Consider the following 19,883-nt stretch of genomic DNA (forward strand, 5'->3'; position numbering starts at 1 on the left):
ATGACTGCCGGGATGTAAAATCATACCCGCCAGTGATTGGCTTCCGCTCACTTCGGGAAGCGCGCCGTCAGCCGCTCCTGCCACGCATCCAGTGACTGATGCACGGTCATGCGCTCGGTGGCGGTCTGGGCCTTCGCGGCCTCGGTGTAGATGTCCACCAACTGCTTCGTGAGCTCCGGCGCGACGTCCTGGTTCTGCGTGCGCTTGCGGAGCTCCGCCACCAGCTTGTCCATGCGCTGGGCCAGCTTCTGCTCGGAGGCATTGCCCTGGGGCAGGGTGGGGAGCTTGGGAAGCACGAGCGCCGGGACCCGGGGCGGCGCTGGAGCGGCGGCGACGACGGCGACAGGAGCCGGGGGCGCGTCGTGCAGCGCGATGCGCTGGGTCAGCTCCTTCTCGGCGTCATCCAGCGCGACATGGATGCGCGCACGCTCTGAGTCCGTCTTCGCTTCCGCGGCGGCCCGGTACTGCTGGATCAGCCTGCCGCGCAGCGCTCCCTCCGCATCCACGTCCTTCGCCCGCGCCAGAAGGAGCTTGAACAGCCCTGCCATCCGCTGCTCCATCTTCTTCTCGGAGGCAGTCTCCGCCGGCAACGGTGGCAGCTTCGTGGACTTCGCCAGGGTCGCTGTCGCGGTCTCCGTCTCCTCCGGCGCTTCTTCCTCGATGACCTCGGGCGGCGCCTCGACAGGGGCCTGCGGCGGCGGCTCCACCGGAAGCGTGGGCCTTGTGTCCACCAACACCGGCTCGGAAGGTCGCGGCGGCGCAATCACTTGCGTCTGCTCCGCCTTCCCCGCCTGCGTCCCCAACCCGTAACCCATTCCCAGCAGTGCCACCCCGGCGACAGCCGCCACCGCGATGGACAATCCGTTCCGGCGCCCCTTCGGCACGATGGCCGTGGGCACTGCCGGTACGGCCGGTGTCTCCGATGGAGGTTCCACGCTCGCGGCCGGCACGGGCGGACGCGCGAGCCCTCGGAGCTTCAGCCGCACGGCCGTCGCGGTCGCGGGCCGCTTCGCGGGCTCCTTCTCCATCAACCGTGCCACCAGGTCATCGAGCTCCGGCGGAATCCCCTCCACCCGCGACGACACCCGGGGAGGGAACTGCTCCACGTGCGCGAACATCACCTGCACGTTGTCACCCTGGAACGGCCGGGTGCCCGTGAGCATGTGGAACGCCATCACGCCCAGCGCGTACAGGTCCGCGGCCGGGCCCACCTCTCCGCCGCGGACCTGCTCCGGGGCCATGAAGTCCGGCGTCCCCAGCGTGGAGCGGTCCGCCCGCGCCAGCGCGTCGTGGTCCTGCATCACCTTGGCGATGCCAAAGTCCACCAGCTTGATCAGCGGCGCCGCGTCCGGCTGCTCCATCAGGAACACGTTCGCGGGCTTCAGGTCCCGGTGCACCACCCCCGCCCGGTGCGCGGCCGCCAGCGCGGACAGGACCTGCTCCAACACCCAGGCCGTGGTCCCCACGTCCATCCGGCCCCGCTCGCGCATCCGGTCCGCGAGCGACTGGCCCTGGAGCAGCTCCATCACCACGTACGGCCGGCAGTCCGGCAGCGTCCCGAAGTTGAAGATGTCCAGCACGCCCGGATGCCGGATGGCGTTCACCGCCCGCGCCTCCACCAGCAGCCGCTGCTCCTGCTCTGGGGACACCAGCTCCGCGCGCATCACCTTGATGGCCGCGTGCTTGCCGATCAGCGGGTGCTCCGCCCGGTAGACGACTCCCATCCCGCCCGCACCCACGCGCTCGTGGATGACGAACTCGCCAATCTTCGACCCCACCAGCGGATCCACCGATGGCGGGGCCGCCGCCGGAATCTCCTCGTCCGTCACCACCTCCGGTGACCCCGCTTCTGGCAATCGTCGGCGTTCATGGGGGAGCCCGTCTGGGGCAATGGTATCGGGCCATCGCCATGACGTCGCGCGTCCAAGCGAGCCATCTGCCCGCTCGCCCGCCGACCTATACTCGCTGATCATGGAATCCCGCTCTCCAGAGCGGAAAATGCTGATCCGCGGAGGGTTCCCGGCCTCAAGGAAACGGGGGTGACCCGTTGTAGAGTCAGGTCCGTCCTTTCCTGGACGTTCCCGGGTCGCTTCCGGATCCCTGCTCCCAGGGACCGCACCCGGAGGGGGAACATGGCACCGGCATACGACGCCCTGGTCATCGGCACCGGGTTTGGCGGAGCGGTGGCGGCCTGTCGGCTCGCGCAGGCGGGCTTGTCCGTGCGCGTGCTCGAGCGTGGCCTGCGCTACCCGAAGGGCAGCTTCCCGCGCGACTTCGAGGACCCTCGCAACGGCTGGCTGTGGCAGCACCGCCAGGGGCTCTTCGACATCAAGCTCCTGAAGGGGATGAGCGTCGTGCAGGCCGCGGGGTACGGCGGCGGCTCGCTCATCTACGCCAACGTGCACCTGCGCCCGCCGCCGGACGTGTTCGCGTCCGGGTGGCCGGAGGGCTACAGCCGGGAGTCGTTGGATCCGTACTACGACCTGGTCGCGCACATGCTGGACGTGCAGCCCATCACCGCCTCCGCGCGCGGGTTGCCGCCCAAGACGAAGCGGATGCAGGAGGTGGCGACGAAGCTGGGGCGCGAGGCGCAGTTCTTCTACCCGAACCTCGCCGTGCGCTTCGCCCCCGCGGGCGAGCCCATGCCCAACAAGTTCGGCGTGCTCCAGGAGGGCTGCAGCTACTGCGGCGAGTGCGACATCGGCTGCAACCGCCGCGCGAAGAACACCCTGGACCTGAACTACCTGGCCGTGGCCGAACAGCGGGGCGCGGAGGTCACCACCCAGGCGGAGGTCACCCGCATCGAGCCGCTGTCGCCGGGCTACCGCGTCACCTTCACCGACCACGCCAACGCCGGCATGCAGCGCACGGTGGACGCCCGCCGCGTCTTCCTGTGCGCGGGCGCGGTGAACTCCACGGAGCTGCTGCTGCGCAACCGCGACGTGCTGGGCACGCTGCCGGACCTGAGCGCGCGGCTGGGCACGCGCTATTCCGCCAACGGGGACTTCCTCGCCTTCGCCTTCGACACGAAGGAGCCGTGGGACCCCGCGGTGGGCCCCACCATCACCACCGGCATGGTGGTGGATGAAGGCCAGGGCAAGGACAAGACCTGGTTCCTCTTCCAGGAGGGCGGGCACCCGGTGCAGGCCGCGGGGCTGATGATGGCCATGGACCCGGACCGCGCCATGACGCTCCCGGCGGACCTGCTCCAGCGCGAACTCGTGAAGGTGCTGCGCACGCGCTCCAAGGAGATGGCCGCCATCGAGAACGAGCGCGGCCGCTTCCAGGCCGTGTTCCTGGCCATGGGCCGGGACAAGTCCAACGGCCGGCTGACGCTGTCCCCCATCACCCGCGAGCTCCAGGTGCAGTGGGACGTGCCCGCGAACCTGCCGCTGTACCGCACGCAGGAACAGCTCTGCGAGGACGTGGCCCGCGCGCTGGGCACGCGCGCCGCCTTCAACCCGCTCTGGGAGCGGCTGCACCTGCCGGTGTCCGTGCACAACCTGGGCGGCTGCGCGATGGCGGAGGAGCCCGCGTACGGCGTCCTCAATCCCCACGGCGAGGTGCACGGCTATCCGGGCCTGTACGTCATGGACGGCGCGGCGCTGCCGGTGGGCGTCGGCGTCAACCCGTCCTCCAGCATCGCCGCGGTGGCCGAGCGCAACGTGGAGCAGGTCATCCGCCAGGTGAAGGACGCGCCGAACTGGGTGGCGCCGGAGCGCGTGCCCACGAAGGCCGCGCCCGCGTACCCGCCCCGCGTCAGCATGCGGATGATGCCGGAGGTGGAGACGGTGGCCTCGCCGGTGGTGTCGGGGACGGATCCGCTGGGCGACGTGGTGGTTCCGCCCGGCGGAACGGTGGCGTCCCCCACGCCGGTCGTGGGCCTGCGCTTCACGGAGCGGATGAAGGGCTTCCTCCAGCCGAACCACCCCTCGCCGGAGGACTTCGCCGGGGCGGCGCGGGCGGGCCAGCGCGGAGGGCAGACGGCGGAGTTCGTCGTCACCATCACGCTGCCCAACCTGGACCGCTTCCTCGCGCAGGAGTCCCACGGCGGCATCGTGCAGGGCACGCTGCACGTGCGCGGCTTCACGCCGCCCGGGGGCGCGCCGGTGGAGAACGGCGTCTTCAACCTCTTCGTGGGCACGGAGCGCTTCTACGAGCGGCGCATGCTGTACCTGATGCCCTTCACCGGCGTGGACGGCCAGCCGTACCTCCTGGATGGCTACAAGGAGGTCAACGACGACGCGGGCTTCGACGTGTGGAGCGACACGTCCACGCTCTACACCGTGCTGCGCAAGGGGCATGAGCGCACCGGCCCCATCGTCGCCACCGGCATCATCCGCCTGCACCTGCCGGACTTCCTCCAGCAGCTCACCACGTTCTCCGTGCTGGGCACGTCCTCGCCGCTGAAGCAGGCGGACGCGATGCGGCGCTTCGGCGGCATGTTCATGGGCACGCTCTGGGACGTCTTCGCCCGCGCGAAGTTCGATTAGGGGGGAACACATCGTGGGCATGGCGAAGAAGTACGACGTGGTGGTGGTGGGCTCCGGCTTCGGTGGTTCCATCACCGCGCTCCGGCTGGCGCAGGCGGGCAAATCCGTGGCGGTGCTGGAGCGGGGCCGCCGGTACAACCCGGGCCAGTTCCCCCGGGACGTCACGCGCGCGGACGAACTGCTCTGGCGGCATCCCATCCGTCCGGAGGCGCGCGGGCTCTACGACGTGCGCTTCCTGTCCGGCATCGGCACGGTGACGGCGAGCGGCGTGGGCGGCGGGTCGCTCGTCTACGCCAACGTCCACGTGCGGCCGGACCCCATCGTCTTCGACCACCCGCGCTGGCCCCGGGGCTTCAGCCGCGAGGCGCTGGACCCCTACTACGACAAGGTGGCGCACGAGCTGGACGTGAAGCCGTTCCCCGCGTCCGAGCCGTTGAGGAAGCGCGACCTGTTCCAGCAGGCCGCGAAGCGCATGGGCCGTCAGACCTTCGACCCGGACGAGGCCGTGTCCTGGACGGAGCCCTCCGCCCCGGGCCGCAAGGCCTGCCAGCGCTGCGCGGAGTGCGAGTTCGGCTGCCAGTACGGCGCGAAGAACACCCTGGACCTCACCTACCTGGCGCGCGCGGAGAAGCTGGGCGCCACGGTGTGGCCGGGCCTGTCCGTGTCCCACGTGCAGCGCGTGGCGGGCGGCTACCGGGTGCACTTCAAGGACCTGGCCACCGGGGAGAAGACGTCCGTGGAGGGCAGCCGCGTGGTGCTGTCCGCCGGGGCGCTGGGCACGGTGGAGATCCTGCTGCGCAGCCGCGACCGGACCCGCACGCTGCCGCTGGTGAGCGACTGGCTGGGCAGGGGCTACTCCGGCAACGGCGACTTCCTGGGCTCGCTGCACGGCAGCCGCGAGGAGATCCTGCCGTGGGAGGGCCCGGACGTGGCCACGGTGATGCGCTTCTTCGACGCCGCGCCGCGCTTCACGATGGTGACGGCCACGTTCAACAAGCCGGCGACGGCGGTGCTCGCGGGGATGGGGCAGCCGCGGCTGGGGCTGCTGGGCGGCGTGGGGGGCCCGCTGTGGCCGAAGCTGTGGCCGCTCATGCACGGCGCCTTCGCCAAGGGGCTGTTCAGCAAGCCGCTGGGCACCGGCGTGGATCCGGCGCGCACGAGCAACCTGTTCGCCATTGGTCAGGACAATGCCAACGGGCAGATGGTGCTCAAGGGCGACCGGCTGGACATCGAGTGGGACTACGCGAACGAGAACGTGGCGCTGGTGAACCGCATGACTTCCGCGATGCAGGAGCTGGCCTCGCAGTACGGCGGGACGTTCGCGCCGCTCGTTACGTGGGAGCTGTTCCGCCGGCCGTTCACGGTGCACTCGCTGGGCGGGGCGCACCTGGCGGAGTCGCCGGCCCGAGGCGTCGTGTCGACGGAGGGCGAAGTGTTCAACTACCCCGGACTGTACGTGGCGGATGGCTCCGTCATCCCCACGTCCATCGGTTTCCATCCGGTGATGACCATCAGCGCGGTGGCCGAGCGCATCGCGGAGGCGGTGGCCCATGGCTTTTGATTATCGAAGCAGCGCGGCGGTGTTCCGGACGCGGTCCCAGGATGTGACGCTCCAGGGCCTGCCCATGGCGGAGCGGTACGACTTCCTCGCGGGCGACGGCGTGCCCCTCAAGCTCACCCGCTACGTGGGGGGCACGAAGGGGCCGGTGCTGCTGGTGCACGGCGCGGGCGTGTGGAGCGGCATGTTCATGCTGCCCACGCTGAAGGAGAATTTCGTCCAGTACCTGGTGCGCCACGGCTACGACACGTGGCTGTTGGACTGGCGCGCCAGCGTGCAGCTGCCCCTGCGTCAGTTCACGTTGGACGACGCGGCGGACCACGACATGCCGGCGGCGGTGCGGCGCATCCGCGAAATCACCGGCGCGGAGTCGGTGCAGGCGGTGGTGCACTGCGCGGGGTCCGCGGCGTTCTTCATGTCCATGGCCGCGGGCCACCTGCCGGACGTGCGCACCGTGGTGGCGTCGCAGGTGGCGCTGCACCACCACACGCCGGCCTCCACGCGCTTCAAGGCGCTCCTGCGGGTGCCGGAGCTGCTGGACGCGGGGCTGGATTCGCTCACGCCGGATGACGCGTCCCGCACGCCGCTGTTCCAGGCGGCCTTCACGAAGGTGTCCAGCTTCCTGCGGATGGAGTGTGACAGCCCGGTGTGCCACCGGCTGTCGTTCATGTATGGCCGGCTGTACCGGCACGCGCGCCTCAACCCGGAGACGCACGCGCGGCTGGAGGAGCAGTTCGGCAGGTGCAACCTGCTGACGTTCCGGCACCTGGGGCAGATGTCGCGCGGTGGTCACGCGGTGAAGTTCGATTATGGCCGCGCGGAGAACCTGCGGCGCTACGGGCAGGCCCGGCCGCCGGACTATCTGGATCCGGAGCCCTTCCAGCGGCCCATCACGTTCGTCTCCAGCGAGCAGAACCGCACGTACCTGCCGTCGTCCACGGAGCGCACCTTCCAGTGGCTGCGCGAGGCGAACGGCGCGCGCTGGTACCAGCGCCGCATGCTGCCGGGCTACGGCCACCTGGACACCTTCATGGGCAGCACCTCCTCGGAGGACACGTATCCGGTGCTGCGCGAGGCGCTGGAGTTCCAGCCCCGCTGACAGGCCGCCGCCGTCCGGGGGAGCAGGAGGCGGGACGGCCGGTCGCCGACGATGGCGGCCTCTTCGCCGGTGCTTACCGTTGGGCCGACGTTGGAAGTCTCTTCCCTCGCTCGGCTTACGTGGAGGCCCGGATGAAAGCGGTCGTGCTCAAAGGCTATGGGGATGTGGATGTGCTCGCGGTGCAGGAGATGCCCGAGCCGAAGGTGGGGCCGGGCGAGGTGAAGGTCCGCGTCACCGCCGCGAGCATCAACCCGGTGGACTGGAAGATCCGCCGCGGGGACCTGAAGGGGGGCCTGGACCTGAAGTTCCCCGCCATCCTCGGGCGCGACGTGGCCGGTGAGGTCGTGGAGGTCGGCACGGGCGTGGAGGCCTTCGAGCCGGGCGACCGTGTGATGGGCCTGGTGAACGCCGGCTACGCGGAGACGGTGGTCGCGCCTACGGAAGCCTGGGCGAAGGTGCCCGACAACCTGGACCTGCGGGACGCCGCCGCGCTGCCGCTGGTGACGCTGACGGGCACGCAGCTCATCGAGGAGCACGTGCGGCCCTCGCAGGGGGAGACGGTGCTCATCACGGGCGCGCTGGGCGCGGTGGGGCGCTCGGCCGTCTTCGCGGCGCGGGCGCGGGGCGCGCGCATCTGGGCGGGCGTGCGCAAGAAGCAGGTGGAGGAGGCCCAGGGTCTGGGCGTGGATGGCGTCGTCGCGCTGGATGATCCGAAGGACATCGCGAGGCTGCCCACGCTCGACGCGGTAGCGGACACGGTGGGCGGTGAGGCCGTGGCGGCGGTGCTCGACAAGGTGAAGCACGGCGGGACCGTGGGCACCGTGCTGGGGGAACCGAAGGGCGCGAAGGAGAAGGGGCTCATCGTGCGCAGCTTCATGGCCCATCCGGATGCCCACAGGCTCGAGCAGATCGCGGTGAGCGCGGCGAAGGGGGACCTGGTGATTCCCATCAGCCGGACCTTCAAGCTGGACGACGCGCGCGAGGCCCAGAAGGTCGCGGAGCAGGGCGGCGTGGGCAAGGTGCTGCTCGTCAACTGACGCGGGCGTTCAGAACGGGGCGGCGCGGGTGAAGGACACGCGCTGCCCCGTCGCCGGATGCACGAAGGACAGCGTTTCGGCGTGCAGGTGCAGGCGCAGGCCCGCGTGTCCGTACAGCGGATCTCCCACGATGGGCGCGCCCAGGCCCTGCGGATGCGCCGCGTGGACGCGGAGCTGGTGCGTGCGGCCGGTGCGTGGACGGAGGGCCACGCGCGTGTGGCTCGCTGCGCGGTGGAGGACCTCCCAGTCGGTGACCGCGGGTTTTCCGTGCACGGCGTCGACGATCTGCCGGGGACGGTCGTCCAGGTCTACGCGCAAGGGCAGGGTGATGGTGCCCGCGTCGCCGTGCACGGGACCGTCGATGAGCGCCACGTAGCGCTTGGCCACGTCGCGGTGGAGGAACTGGCGCTGAAGGGACGCGTGCGTGCGGCTGTCCAGCGCGGCGACGAGCAACCCGGACGTGTCCAGGTCCAGCCGGTGCGCGAGCAGCGGCCCCGTGGCGTGCGGGTATCGCGCGCGCAGGCGGGTGAGCACCGAGTCCAGGAGGGAGGCATCCCGGCCCGGGACGGACAGCAGGCCGCAGGGCTTGTCGATGACGACGAGCCACGCGTCCTCGAAGACGATGGAGAGTTCCGGCGTGGGTGCGGGCGGCGGGACGAAGACGCGGGGCGCGGAGACCTCCAGGCCCTCCAGCATGAACGGGAGCAGGGGGCCGCATTTGTCGCGGCACGCTGGATAGAAGGCGCCCTGGATGCGGCCCCCGGACGCGGGCGGCGTGCCCCACCAGAGCTCCGCGAGCGCCACCGGCTGGAGTCCGTGCGCGAAGGCATGGGCGAGCAGCTTCGCGCCCGCGCAGTCACCGGCGCCGGACGGGGGCTCCGCGCCGCCGTAGAGCGAGCGCAGGGGGCGGGTTTCGCCTCGGGCGTTGGTGATGGCGTAGGTGTCGTGGAACTGCTTCATGAAGCCGCGTGAGACGATGCGGCGCAGGCGGTCCAGCGCGCGCACGCGACGTTCCGCCTTCGCACGGGCAGGGGCGAGCAGGCGCCGGGCTTCTTCCTGGGCCGCGTCCCACCTGCGTTTCTCCGCCTTGTCGCCTCTGCTCTCCTGGTCGAGCGCGTGCAGTGCCTGGGTGCGCTCGGCTTCCGTGAGCGCGACAGGCGACGCCTCGGGGCGAGTGGCCTCCGAGAGCGCGAGTGGGGGCGAGGCTTGCGCTGACGGAGGCTCCTCGCCCAGCGGCTCCGTGCGTAAGGGCATGGCCAGGATTGCCGCACGGCGTTCGTGGCGCTGTCTGCGCCGGGAGTCGTGGCGCAGGCGCATGGCTTCGCGCTCGGTGGCTTCACGCGACTGGCGGGCGTCATCGTCCTCGCGCAGACGCCGCAGCTCCTCGGAGGTGCTCCAGGCTTCGGCGCGCGCGAGCAGGGCCTTCACCGTGGCGTCGGCCACCGGCTCCACGCGGGCCCGAGCCTCGCGGTCGAACACGGGGGGCACGAAGCCCGGCACGTCCCAGCGTCCCGCGAGCATCGCGGAGAAGGCTCGCAGCACGCCGAACGTTCCGTCCGGCTGCCGCACCACGAGCACGCCGAACATCTTCCCGCCGTCCGGCCCCTGAAGGATGGAGCTCGGGAGCCCGGGCGCGATGAAACCCTCGCGGAGCGTGGCCTGCAGCGCCTCCGCGGCCCGGCGCGCGAGGGCGTGCGGACCCACGGCGTCGAAGGGGCTCGGGAACGCACCTGGCACTTCATCCGCTCGGGGGGCCGGTTCAAGGAGGGTGACAAGCGGGTCCACCGCGCCGGAGTAGCACGAAACCCGTACGTGGACCCCACCGGTCCTGAGTACCCGGCGGGCAGGCTGGCTGCCATTGCAGGTGTATGTCAGGATCGCGCGTCCATTCATGCCCATGCACCTTTCAGCCGCGACGTCTCGCCTCTGGTCCGCCGTGCTCTTGGTGGTCCTCATGACAGCTCCTGCGGTCGCCGAGGAGCCCCCGTCTTCCACGCCCCCCAGCAAGGGCAGCCAGGACGCATGTCCACCGGCGCTCCGCGTCGTGGTGGATCCCCAGGAATTGAAGAAGCAGGTGCGCGCTGCGAAGACGACCGCCGGATTGCGCAAGCTCCTCCACCCGCTGGGCTTGGACTCCGCGTGGGAGCAGCGCGAGTGCCTGAAAGAGGAGGGGCAGGTGTCCGCGCAGCTCGACGTCTTCCGGGCACGCATCCTGTTGGCGGACACGCAGGACTTCGTCCTCCAGGCGCGGGGGCAGGCGTGTGATGGGCTGAGACTGCTGGATGGGGTGGTGCTTCATCCTCTCGGAGGCAAGAACACCTTCTGCGCCATCCCGATGGACTTCCTTCCGGGCGTGGTGGAGAGCCAAGCCTATCGCGCCGTGTTCTCCTTCGAGAACCTCACCGACCCGGTGCGGCAGGTCTTCCGGGTCGAACAGACCGATGCGGACTCGCGCAACGAATACCAGACGCTGTCGTACTGGGAGGCACAGGAGGGCACGCTGCGCTCCATCTTCACCATCGAGTCGGGAAGCCACATGGGCTTCGTCAATGGTGCGACCGAGGTGAAGGTCACCCCGGTGGGAGATGCCTTCCCACGCTTCCTCCAGGTCAAGGAGTCCAGCCGGGACTGCGGCAGTTTCGTCGACATGCCCTCGGGTGAGAGCGTCTATGAGTCCAGTTGCAGGGACGCCGAGAACGAGGTGCGCATGTGCTACCGCCGCAAGTCACCTGGTGCGCCGGGGGTCTATGACAAGTGCTAGGGCGCTGGGCGCGTCGTCGACGTCCAGCTCCCACGAGTCCCAGCGCGCACGGAAGTAGAATGGACGGCCATCGATTTCGCCGTCGCCCTGCACCGGGCGCTCACCGCCGAAGTCGCCGCTCCATCCGCTCCCCTCCAGCCTCAAGACAACACCGCCTTTCCGCCTGGCCCTACCGCGAATCCCATGCATCGCTCGGACCTGGTCGCGGACGCGAAGGACCGCTGCTCCTGACATCTGCACATTCTCTGGCCATTCATGCGGTCTCTCCACCGTGACCTTTCAAACCTGTCCGACAGTGGGGGGCCAGAGTCTCGTTGTTCGAACACCATGATTGAGCTGGTCGCCGGCCCGCTCGGAAGGCGTTCTAGATTTCTCGCTCATGGCCATTGCTACCCCCTTCACTGCCGGCCTCCTGCTGTTGACCGTGCTCCTTTGCCCCGCAAAGGCCGCGGAGGCTCGCACCGCCATCCTGAAGGCAGGGGAGGGCTGGAAGCTGGAGGTGGACGGCCAGCCCTATGTTGCGAAGGGCGTCACCTTCAGCGGCACGGGCGGGCCCGCGAACTTCGACAGGGATTGCGAGCAACTCAAGACCCTGGGCGTCAACACGCTGCGCACCTGGGGCACGGGTGATGAAACGCTCGCGCTGCTCGATGCCGCGCGGAAGCATGGCCTGCGTGTGCTCGTGGGACTGTGGCTGCGGCCGGGCCGCCCGGGCATGGAGAATGACGACGCCTTTGATTACGTGCGCGACGCCAAGGGCCGTGAGGCGCAGCTCCAGGCAACGGTCACGAAGGTGCGCCGCTTCAAGGACCACCCGGCGGTGCTCGCTTGGGGCGTGGGCAACGAGGTCATCCTCAATTCGCCGGATGAGCCGTCCAAGGTCGCCTACGCGCGCTTCCTGGAGAAGGTCGTCCGCGCGGTGAAGAAGGCGGACCCCGCGCACCCGGTGCTGTCCGTGGATGCTTGGACGCTGGGCATCCCATTCTGGGAGAAGTACGTGCCCTCGCTGGATGCGTATGGCTTGAATGTCTACGGTAGGGGCATTCATGCACTGGCGGACGCGGTGAGGCAGGCCGGTGGCCGCAAGCCGTGGTTCATCACGGAGTTCGGTGCGCAGGGCGAATGGGAGGCCCCCAAGGACACTCGCGGCGTGCCCCAGGAACCCGGTGACGGGGAGAAGTAGAAGTACGCCGTCATCGTGGACGGCTGGCGCAACGCGCTGGCTCCCCACGTCCAGTCGGGCCGGTGTCTGGGATTGTTCGTCTTCAACTACAGCGCGGCGCTGGACCACACCGGGCTGTGGCTGGGGATGCTGTCCGGTACGTCCACGCGGCCGGCGTGGCACGCGGTGCGGGATGCGTACACGGGCGTGAAGCCAGCGCCCGCACTGCCCGTGCCGGTGCGCCTGGAGGTCCGGGGCTTGGAGAAAGACTGGGCGGATGTGGCCTTCGACGTCACCTCCACCACGCCGCTGGAGGTCTCCTTCGCCTACAACTTCCGGGGCGCGCCCAACCGAGCGGAACGCGACCGCGTGACGATGCTGGAGTCCCGGAAGGGAGCCACTCCCGGTACGTGGAGGGTGCGCCTGCCCGTCGTGACGGGCGCCATCAAGCTGTATGGCCTGGCGAAGGACGGCGCGGGAAACCTGGTCGCCGCCACGACGTCCGTGGTGGCTCCCGCGACTCCCTGAGGCCATGCGCTACAGTGCGGCGCCATGTCCTGGCATCTGCTGTTCCTCTTCCTGCTGTGCCTTTCAACGGGGTGCGGCCACTACGGTCTTCCCCCTCCCACGGCGAGTCATGGTCATCTGGCGTTGGCCATGCAGGCCTACCTGGCCAACCCGAGCTCCTATGAGCGCCACGTCGCCCAGGCCGCGAACCTCGGGGTCGTCACCAGCGACGCGCTGGCTTCCTGGAATGCTCCTGACCTGGAGCTGGAGCCCGGCCAGGCACCCCGTGTCTTCGAAGAGGTCGTCCAGCTCCTGAAAGGAAATCCCTCCGACGCGGAGCTTCGCCGCGCCTTGGGGAGCCTGCGAGCCGCATGCAACGCGGACTACGAGCAGGCGTGCGTGTTCTTGAAGGAGCAGGTGCGGCTTGCCGTCAAGGTCGAGGGAGAGGAGGTGCGCCCCAAGAAGAGGGAGCCGCGGTTCAGCCACGCCCAGTACGCGCTGGCCATCATCGGCTGCCGGCTGGATGTGGATGGCCGCCTGCGCGACTGTCAGGTCATCGAGAATGGGCCGGACCATGAAGCCGAGCACATCATCGCGCAGCTCTCCGCGCACAGGTACACGCCGTGGATGCTGGCGGGGCATCCGATGAGCCGTCCGTACACCGCCAGCTTCAATCTCAACTTCGGTGGCCCCCAAGACCCGGACCTGTCCACGGAGCTGAAGCTGGAGTGGGCCCGGAAGAGGGTGGGGTGGTCCCCCACGAGCACATCAGCCTGGACCAACCTGGCCGCGCAGCTCGCCGTCCATGCACCGGATCATCCGCATTATCCCCGGGTGCTGGCCCGGGCCTACGTACTGGCGCCCGAAGACTGGTGGATCGCCACGGAGATGGCCTGGCAGCGCGTCCAGGCGGGTCAGCACTCCAACGCGCTGATGGCACTGCGCCCCGCCATCCGCCGCACTTCGCTGGGCAAGCACCCCAACCCCTACGTCCTGGAGACCGCCGCCGCCGCGCACTTCGGACTGAACCAGTGCACCGAGGCGCTGGCGGAACAGCGCAAGGCCGTGGAGATGCTGCCCGCGGAGTGGCTCGCGTCCGAGCGGGAGCGCTTCCAGCGAAAGCTCCAGGACTATCAGTCCGCGTGCGCTCCTCCCGCGCCGACGACTCTCTGACCCGCGGCGCTCAAGGCGCCTTGGGCCCGTCCTCCGGGAACTGACGCCTCCAGCCGGGCGCGAGGTTGGCATTGGCCTTCAGTGCCGCATCGCGGTCCTTGTGGGCCTCGGGCGAAACCGGGTCCTTCGTGCGCAGGATTGCCGCGCGCAGCAAGAGCGCTTCGGGCCAGTTCGGACGCTCCTTGAGCAACGCGTCCGCCAGCGCGAGTCCCTTTGCCAGCAAGGGCTCCGCGTCCTGTCCGGCGGCCTTCCTCGCCACCGCCCGGGACCGGTTCAACTCACCCAGATCCAGACGGACCTCCTGACTCCGAGGCACGTTCTCCAGGGCCTTGGTGAGGGTGGCTTCCGCTGCGTCGAAGTGCAACTCCGCCTGCCGTGGATCCGTCCGGGACATCCACCGGGCCAGCAAGAGAGAGTCCCCGGCCGCGAGTCGCAGGTATTGGACTCGCCGGATCAAGGCAAGACGGGCCATCAGGTCGATGGACTTCACCCCGCGGTCGAAGGCGGGCCGCGGATCCCGCCCCTGCTCCAGCAGGAAGCGCGCCTGGATTTGAAGCACCCGCATGAGGCCCAGGACGGCCTCCGCGCTCGAGGGGCCCTCGGGCATGGCTTGGAGATAGAAGGCTTCGGCCCTGTCCACGTGGCTGGAAGGATCCTCCCCTCGCCGCCAGGCGTACTCCGCTCGGAGCGCATGGATGTCCGCATGCGCCCGCTTCCCCGGGCCATGCCCCGAATCCAGCGTCGTGGCTTCTGCCTGCGCCGCCTCCGCCGCATCGAGCAACCCGGTGGGATCGCCTCCGCTTGCCCATCGCTCCTTCGCCTGCTCCAGGAGGACCTGGCCCAGTCCATGATGCAGTGACGATTCACGCGGATGCGCGGTGAGGCCCTCGCGAAGGCGGAACTCGGCGGTCTTCCACGTGAGACCGGTGGCCTCGCCCCGGGACTGGTGGCGCAGGGCTTTCGCCATCTGGACGTGGGCTCCCAGCAGCCACAGGCCGGGCGCCTTCGTGCGCAGGGCACCCGCCTTGTCCCAGGCCTCCTCCGCCAGGTCCAGGTCCCCTGCACCGTTCACCGTCAACGGGTCCAGGCTCCGGTCCACGAGGAGCTCCCCGAACCGGACCCAATACGCGGGGACGCGGTATTCGCGCGCGAGGATGCCCTTCCAGACGTTGATCGCCTGGTCCCGGTGCGCGCCGTGCCGGTATCCGACCCGAGGGCCTCCCCATTCGTTTTCGAGCGCCACCTCGTGCTCCAGGATCCGGGCGTGCAGGAGGTCGAACTCGAGGCCCCGCTCGGCTGGGGGAATGGCCTTCAACAGGTCCTGCACCGAGGGCATCGATGAACTGAAACGTTCCTGTCTCGCCTTCTCCTCTCGGGACACCTGGGTCCGGAGCCGTTCAAAACGGACGCAGCGGTTCGTGGGGTCGCGGGCCAGCATCACGTTGGCGATTTCGCTCGCGTGCTGGGCCAGGTGGCCGTTGAAGGCCTCCTGGCGCCGGGGATGCTCCGCCAGGGCATTGAGCAATCGCAGCCGCAGACAGGGCGGGACGGGGGCGGCGGGATTGAGCCGGGACGCCGCGTCAAGCGCGCTGAAGGCGCGGCCCGCGGGACCCGAGCCCTCGGGGCCGTGAAAGGACATGACGCCGGGCACCGGTTCCTCGCGGTCGTAGGAGGGCATGGTGCCGGGCAGGTCGGTACGGAGGAGGGCGATGACGGCGGACTCGAACCGGACCTGCGCCAGGTGGGTCTGCATCCGGCTCTCCGCCGTGCTCCTGGCGGCGGCGAGGGACTTGCGGCCGTTCTCCAGTTGCGCCCGGGCCGCGTCCTTGTGGCCTTCCTCCCACAGCTGTGCGGAGCGGAGCAGCAGCACGTCCGCGCGCAGCAGTGGCGCCTCGACGAACCAGGGAGATGCGGCGGCCACGGCCTCCAGCAGGTCCGCCGCGGCGTCCAGCCGGTCCTCGTGCAGGGCGACGAGCGCCGCGCCGTAGTCCGCCGACGGGGCCTCCTTCCCCCGCGCCCGACGAAGCATGTCGAGCACCGGCTCGCGGTACTCACGTTCCACGGCCTGTTCGCGCACCCTCCGCTGATCCGGATCCAGCACGGTCAACGCCTCGACGCGCTGCTCGCGGTAGTGCTGGCTGAGCACCAGGGCCCGGGTCCACGCCGCGGAGGGCTCGTGGAAGCCCGCGCTCCACGCGGCCTCCACGTGCAGGCGGGCCGCGTTCAGGTCGCCCAGGGCCAGCGCCCCTCGCCCGAGCGCGACCTGTCCGGGGCCCCAGGCCTCGGGACCCGAGAGCATCATCTCGATGGACAGCGTGTGCATCCGGTCGCGCAGCTCCACGTGTTCCATGCGCACGTCGTGCGACCGGGCCATGTCCACCGCGCGGGCCCGGGCCTCGATGTGCTCGGCTGCTTCACTGAAGTGCGAGGCCAGGGACGTGTCCCGCTGGAATGACGTGCCCGTCGCGCAGGCCGGGGCCGCGACGAGCCAGAGGACCTGCAAGGCCAGCACCGCGCCCCGGGGCCATCCAGCAGTCGAGTCGTTCGGGGAGTCTTTCACTCAGATGGCTCCAGGTGCGTTCAGGAACAGGATTCATTCCAGGATACGCAGCCTTGAGTCATCACGGTTTGCTCATGGATGCCTACTTCGTCCAGCTGTCTCCGTGGCCTTTCGTGATGCCCAGGTCCTCCACCCAGTAGTCCGCCTTCGCGGAGGCGAGTGACAGGGCGCGACCGCTGCCCTCGACCTGTCCGTTCTTCACGGAGTCCACCTTCCAGTTCGCGTCCTCCGGCCGGTACTGCGCATGGCGCCGCATGTGCTCGACCATGCCGGAGAAGATGCTCTGGATTCCCAATGCGCCGGCCAGGGTGCGTTTCTGCTGGGCGAATTCCGCATCCGTGAAGGTGTTGCGCAGCTGGGAGCGCAGGCTCTTGGGCTGGACGGGCGCCCCGCAGAAGCCAAACGCCTCCGCCCGGGCGATGTAGTGGCGGGCAATCGTCCACATCATCGGGTGCCGTGACGGCGCGTACATGGCCCACATGTCCGTGCCGTTGAGCTGCGTCAGCTCATCCGTGGGGTCCTCCTCCATGCCCATCTGCAGGGCGAACTCGTCCTTCATGAAGGACGGGTGCTTCGCATTGAAGGTGAGGCTGTCCTCGAGCTTGAGGAACGTGGGGACCTTGGGTGGCTGCGCGAGCATCTTCTCGAACTGCTGGCGGTCCTCGATGACGCAGTTCGCGTCGAGGAAGTACCCGCCGTTCACGCCCAGCGTCAGGAACGTCAGGATGTCCTTGGCGGGCGCGTGGCCCTTGTTCGCCAGGTAGAACGCCAGGAGCTGGTCCAGCTTGTCCATCAGGAGCGCGCCCAATTCCTTGCGCACGACCGGCGCCTCCAGGACTTCGTCCAGCCCGTGCACCTTGACGCGCTTGCCCAGGGCCCGCTCGAACTCGGGGGCCATCTGGGGCAGGCACCAGAAGTACACCGTCGCGGAGGCAAAGCCAGACGCGATGGCCTTCGGCGTCTTCGTGTTCGCGTCGTTCGGCTTGCCCGTCCCGTACCAGACGAAGTGGAGCGCCGTCTTGTGGGGCGCCGGCTTGCGTTCGGGCCCCGGCTCCGGCTCCTCGACATCACGCTGAAGGACGTCGAACGGATTGAACTGGGGGTTGTCCTTGCGGAGGTTGGCGATGGAGAAGGGCTTGGGGGACCGGGGCATTCCATGAGTATCGTTTGTCTTCACATCGCGTGACAATGTCGCGTCAGCGCAGCGACGGGTCCTCGCTGATTCGCGCCACCGCGCCGTGCAGGATGCCCAGCTGCCGGGGCACGCGCTCCAGCAGCTTCCCCAGCACGGGATCGTCGCTGCTGCGCGGCAGCGCCAGGGCGGGCAGGGGCGGAGGCTCGCGCCGCTCCTGCAACGCGCGGGCGAGCAGCTCCAGGCTGTCACTGGCCCGCTGCGCCAGCTGCTGCGGCAGCACCGACGTCGTCCTCCCCTCGAAGCGCCCCGTGCCCAGCGCCGTCACCGCCAGCGCGAACCTGCGCGCGTAGGTGAGCAGCGCCATGCCCGGCTCCAGGTGCCCGGGCGGGCCCCGGTACTCCGTCATCAGGCGCTGGAAGGACGACTCCGCCTCCAGCAGCGCCTGGTCCAGGAGGCGGCGCTCCTCGTTCACCGCGGGCTCCGTACCGCTGCGGTGGGTGACCAGCTGTTGCAGGTACTTCCCGTCCGCGCGCAGGGCGGAGGCCGCCGCGTCCGGGAAGCGGCGGCGCTCCGGGCTGGGCCACAGCGTCCACGAGCCCACCAGCGCCAGCGCCCCCGCGATGAGCACGCCCAGCGAGCGCTGCGACGCCACCGTCCAGTCCCCGGAGCTGAGCGTGGCCATCAACAGATAGTCCGGCGTGAGCAGGACCTGGAACGCGCCGAAGTTCAGCGGCAGCAGCGCCACGGAGATGGCCGTCAGCACGCTGATGACGCCAATCATCATCGGCGGCGTGTGCACCAGGGTCGCGATGAGCGCCGCCAGGCTCGCGCCCAGGAGCGTCCCCAGCGTGCGTTGGAGCACGCGCTCCTCCGTGCTGCCCGCGTAGGGCTGGAGGATGGAGATGACCACGAGGCTCACCCAGTGCGCGTCGCCCACCTGCAACGCCCGCGTCAGCCCCAGCGCCGCCGTGGCCACCATCCCCGTGCGCAGCGCGTGCCGCAGCACCACCGAGTCCGCGTGCAGGTGGTCGCGAATCGGACGCCACAGGGAGAACCCCGGCGCCTGCCTGGGGCCGCCCACCGTGCCCTTGCCTCGCGCCGACACCGGGTCTCCGAAGAGCAGGCCCGACGCCGTCTCGTGCGCCACGCCCGCGTGCTCGCGCAGCCGGTCCAGCAGCGTGGCGACGTGCGTGGACAGCGGCCCTTCCGAGCTCTGCCGCACCGGCGGCGCGGCCATCCTCGCGGGCTGCCGGCGTCGGGGCCTCAGCGCCAGCCGGGGGGGCCCGCGCATGCCCTCGTTGCGCTCCTGCAGCAGCGCCCGCGACACCCACTGGTCCATCGCGCCGAAGGCCTCGCACAGCTTGATCACCCGCTCGCGCGTCGCGTGCATGTGCGGGTCGCGTCCCACCACCTGCATCGCCTCCGCGAGCGCGCTGAGCAGCGCCACCATGGGCTCCACCAGCTCCACCAGCACCAGCAGGTGCTCGCCGCGCTTGGACTCGTCCGGCCTCCCTCGCCGCGTGGCCGCGAGCACGTCCCTCGCCCGTTCGATGTCCGGGCGGATCCGTGCGTGGCGCATCAACCCCTCCGCCCACGCCTCGGCCGTGGCTCCGTCCCGCGTGGCCCTCCCCAGTTCCTCCGCGGCGATCGCGAGCGCCGCGTACACCTGCGCCACCGCCCGGCGTGCGGGGCGGTAGGGCCTGAGCGGCCACAGCAGTAGTGACAGCGCCATCGCCCACAGGCCGCCCAGCAGCAGTGCCGCGCCTCGCAGCAGCGCCTCTCGCGGCGAGGCGGCGGGCGCGCCCAGCGACACGACGAAGATGACGGCGAGCTGCCCTCCCACGGAGCCCGCGGTCTCGCCGTAGCAGCGCGCGAAGTTCGCCGCCGTGACGCCCAGGAGCAGCAGCGTGGCGTCCACCTCGTACGTGTAGCCCGCGGGTGCGGCGAGCAGTCCGACCAGCGCCCCCAGCACCGTCACCACCCCCATGACGCGCGCTCGCGCGCGGTAGGAGCCGCCCTTGTCCGCGAGCGTGACGAGCAGCCCCGTGAGGCCCGCCCAGCCGGCCTGCGGCACGGTGGTCAGGAACGACAGACACAAGGGCAGGGCGGTGGCGACGGCGGCCCGGATGCCCGCCCACAGGGCCGGTCTTCCGGGGGTCACCCGGAGGAGCGACTGGAGGTGTCTCCGCAGTCGATGGCGCATGGGCTTCAGGGGAGCGGCGGGCCGTCACCCCAGAGGGTGGCCACGGCCGTCCCCATCCACACGCGGAGGAGGCTCCTCCAGCCGCCGGTGGCCCCACAGGTGCTTCTGCAGGCCGGGCGCGCCCTTCACGTCGATGCGCTCGCCATCCACCGTCACCGTGCCTTCGAAGAGGACGTCGTCGTGCACGTGGGCGAC

13 protein-coding genes are annotated in these 19,883 nt (G+C 70.2%); 8 read left to right on the top strand and 5 right to left on the bottom strand.

Annotated elements, in window-relative coordinates:
* Positions 1-47 precede the first annotated feature (47 nt).
* Complete coding sequence (locus D7V80_RS20440; RefSeq protein WP_233585545.1) at positions 48-1,856, bottom strand: serine/threonine-protein kinase; 1,809 nt, start codon at positions 1,854-1,856, stop codon at positions 48-50.
* A 276-nt stretch (positions 1,857-2,132) separates the two neighbouring features.
* On the opposite strand from D7V80_RS20440, the gene D7V80_RS20445 reads away from it, so the two are divergent.
* From D7V80_RS20445 to D7V80_RS20460, 4 genes are all read left to right on the top strand, one after another.
* Positions 2,133-4,493, top strand: coding sequence for a GMC oxidoreductase (locus D7V80_RS20445; RefSeq protein WP_120589742.1), 2,361 nt, complete (start codon positions 2,133-2,135; stop codon positions 4,491-4,493).
* Positions 4,494-4,512: 19 nt separating this feature from the next.
* Entirely contained in the window at positions 4,513-6,054 is a 1,542-nt protein-coding gene (locus tag D7V80_RS20450; protein WP_120589743.1) for an FAD-dependent oxidoreductase, read from the top strand.
* Positions 6,044-7,150 carry an alpha/beta fold hydrolase gene (locus tag D7V80_RS20455; RefSeq protein WP_120589744.1) on the top strand — a complete coding sequence of 369 codons (1,107 nt, stop codon included), beginning with the start codon at positions 6,044-6,046 and terminating at the stop codon, positions 7,148-7,150. Before D7V80_RS20450 ends, D7V80_RS20455 begins: the two co-directional genes overlap by 11 nt.
* 131 nt (positions 7,151-7,281) lie before the next feature.
* Positions 7,282-8,187 carry an NADP-dependent oxidoreductase gene (locus D7V80_RS20460; RefSeq protein WP_120589745.1) on the top strand — a complete coding sequence of 302 codons (906 nt, stop codon included), beginning with the start codon at positions 7,282-7,284 and terminating at the stop codon, positions 8,185-8,187.
* A gap of 9 nt (positions 8,188-8,196) precedes the next feature.
* Here D7V80_RS20460 and D7V80_RS20465 read toward each other — a convergent pair whose 3' ends face one another.
* The gene (locus D7V80_RS20465; protein WP_233585547.1) at positions 8,197-9,891 is read right to left on the bottom strand and encodes an RluA family pseudouridine synthase; all 1,695 of its coding nucleotides are present in this window, start codon (positions 9,889-9,891) and stop codon (positions 8,197-8,199) included.
* A gap of 250 nt (positions 9,892-10,141) precedes the next feature.
* Between D7V80_RS20465 and D7V80_RS20470 the strand changes: the two genes are divergently transcribed.
* The 4 genes from D7V80_RS20470 (at position 10,142) to D7V80_RS20480 (ending at position 13,790) form a co-directional block, all read left to right on the top strand.
* A complete protein-coding gene (locus D7V80_RS20470) occupies positions 10,142-10,948 on the top strand; it encodes a hypothetical protein (RefSeq protein WP_147447158.1) in 807 nt (268 codons plus the stop codon).
* A 379-nt stretch (positions 10,949-11,327) separates the two neighbouring features.
* A complete protein-coding gene (locus D7V80_RS42880; RefSeq protein WP_233585549.1) occupies positions 11,328-12,131 on the top strand; it encodes a glycoside hydrolase family 2 TIM barrel-domain containing protein in 804 nt (267 codons plus the stop codon).
* A 15-nt stretch (positions 12,132-12,146) separates the two neighbouring features.
* Positions 12,147-12,638: a hypothetical protein gene (locus D7V80_RS42885; protein WP_233585550.1), complete on the top strand. Its 492-nt coding sequence runs from the start codon at positions 12,147-12,149 to the stop codon at positions 12,636-12,638.
* 129 nt (positions 12,639-12,767) lie between these two features.
* Positions 12,768-13,790, top strand: a complete 1,023-nt coding sequence (locus D7V80_RS20480; RefSeq protein ID WP_120589748.1) for a hypothetical protein — start codon at positions 12,768-12,770, stop codon at positions 13,788-13,790.
* A 10-nt stretch (positions 13,791-13,800) separates the two neighbouring features.
* On the opposite strand, the gene D7V80_RS20485 is transcribed toward D7V80_RS20480, so the two are convergent.
* The 3 genes from D7V80_RS20485 to D7V80_RS20495 form a co-directional block, all read right to left on the bottom strand.
* Entirely contained in the window at positions 13,801-16,350 is a 2,550-nt protein-coding gene (locus D7V80_RS20485) for a hypothetical protein (protein WP_147447159.1), read from the bottom strand.
* An 82-nt stretch (positions 16,351-16,432) separates the two neighbouring features.
* A complete protein-coding gene (locus D7V80_RS20490) occupies positions 16,433-17,503 on the bottom strand; it encodes a hypothetical protein (protein WP_120589750.1) in 1,071 nt (356 codons plus the stop codon).
* Positions 17,504-17,546: 43 nt separating this feature from the next.
* Positions 17,547-19,688: an FUSC family protein gene (locus D7V80_RS20495; RefSeq protein ID WP_120589751.1), complete on the bottom strand. Its 2,142-nt coding sequence runs from the start codon at positions 19,686-19,688 to the stop codon at positions 17,547-17,549.
* Positions 19,689-19,883 lie beyond the last annotated feature (195 nt).

Origin of the sequence: Corallococcus sp. CA054B (genome assembly GCF_003611625.1) — a bacterium.
GTDB classification, from domain to species: domain Bacteria; phylum Myxococcota; class Myxococcia; order Myxococcales; family Myxococcaceae; genus Corallococcus; species Corallococcus coralloides.

Coding starts and splice junctions, on each gene's coding strand:
- D7V80_RS20495 (WP_120589751.1), bottom strand. CDS start 19,688: ATGCGCCATCGACTGCGGAGACACCTCCAGTCGCTCCTCCGGGTGACC.
- D7V80_RS42880 (WP_233585549.1), top strand. CDS start 11,328: ATGGCCATTGCTACCCCCTTCACTGCCGGCCTCCTGCTGTTGACCGTG.
- D7V80_RS20445 (WP_120589742.1), top strand. CDS start 2,133: ATGGCACCGGCATACGACGCCCTGGTCATCGGCACCGGGTTTGGCGGA.
- D7V80_RS20490 (WP_120589750.1), bottom strand. CDS start 17,503: ATGCCCCGGTCCCCCAAGCCCTTCTCCATCGCCAACCTCCGCAAGGAC.
- D7V80_RS20455 (WP_120589744.1), top strand. CDS start 6,044: ATGGCTTTTGATTATCGAAGCAGCGCGGCGGTGTTCCGGACGCGGTCC.
- D7V80_RS20460 (WP_120589745.1), top strand. CDS start 7,282: ATGAAAGCGGTCGTGCTCAAAGGCTATGGGGATGTGGATGTGCTCGCG.
- D7V80_RS20480 (WP_120589748.1), top strand. CDS start 12,768: ATGCAGGCCTACCTGGCCAACCCGAGCTCCTATGAGCGCCACGTCGCC.
- D7V80_RS20470 (WP_147447158.1), top strand. CDS start 10,142: ATGACAGCTCCTGCGGTCGCCGAGGAGCCCCCGTCTTCCACGCCCCCC.
- D7V80_RS20450 (WP_120589743.1), top strand. CDS start 4,513: ATGGCGAAGAAGTACGACGTGGTGGTGGTGGGCTCCGGCTTCGGTGGT.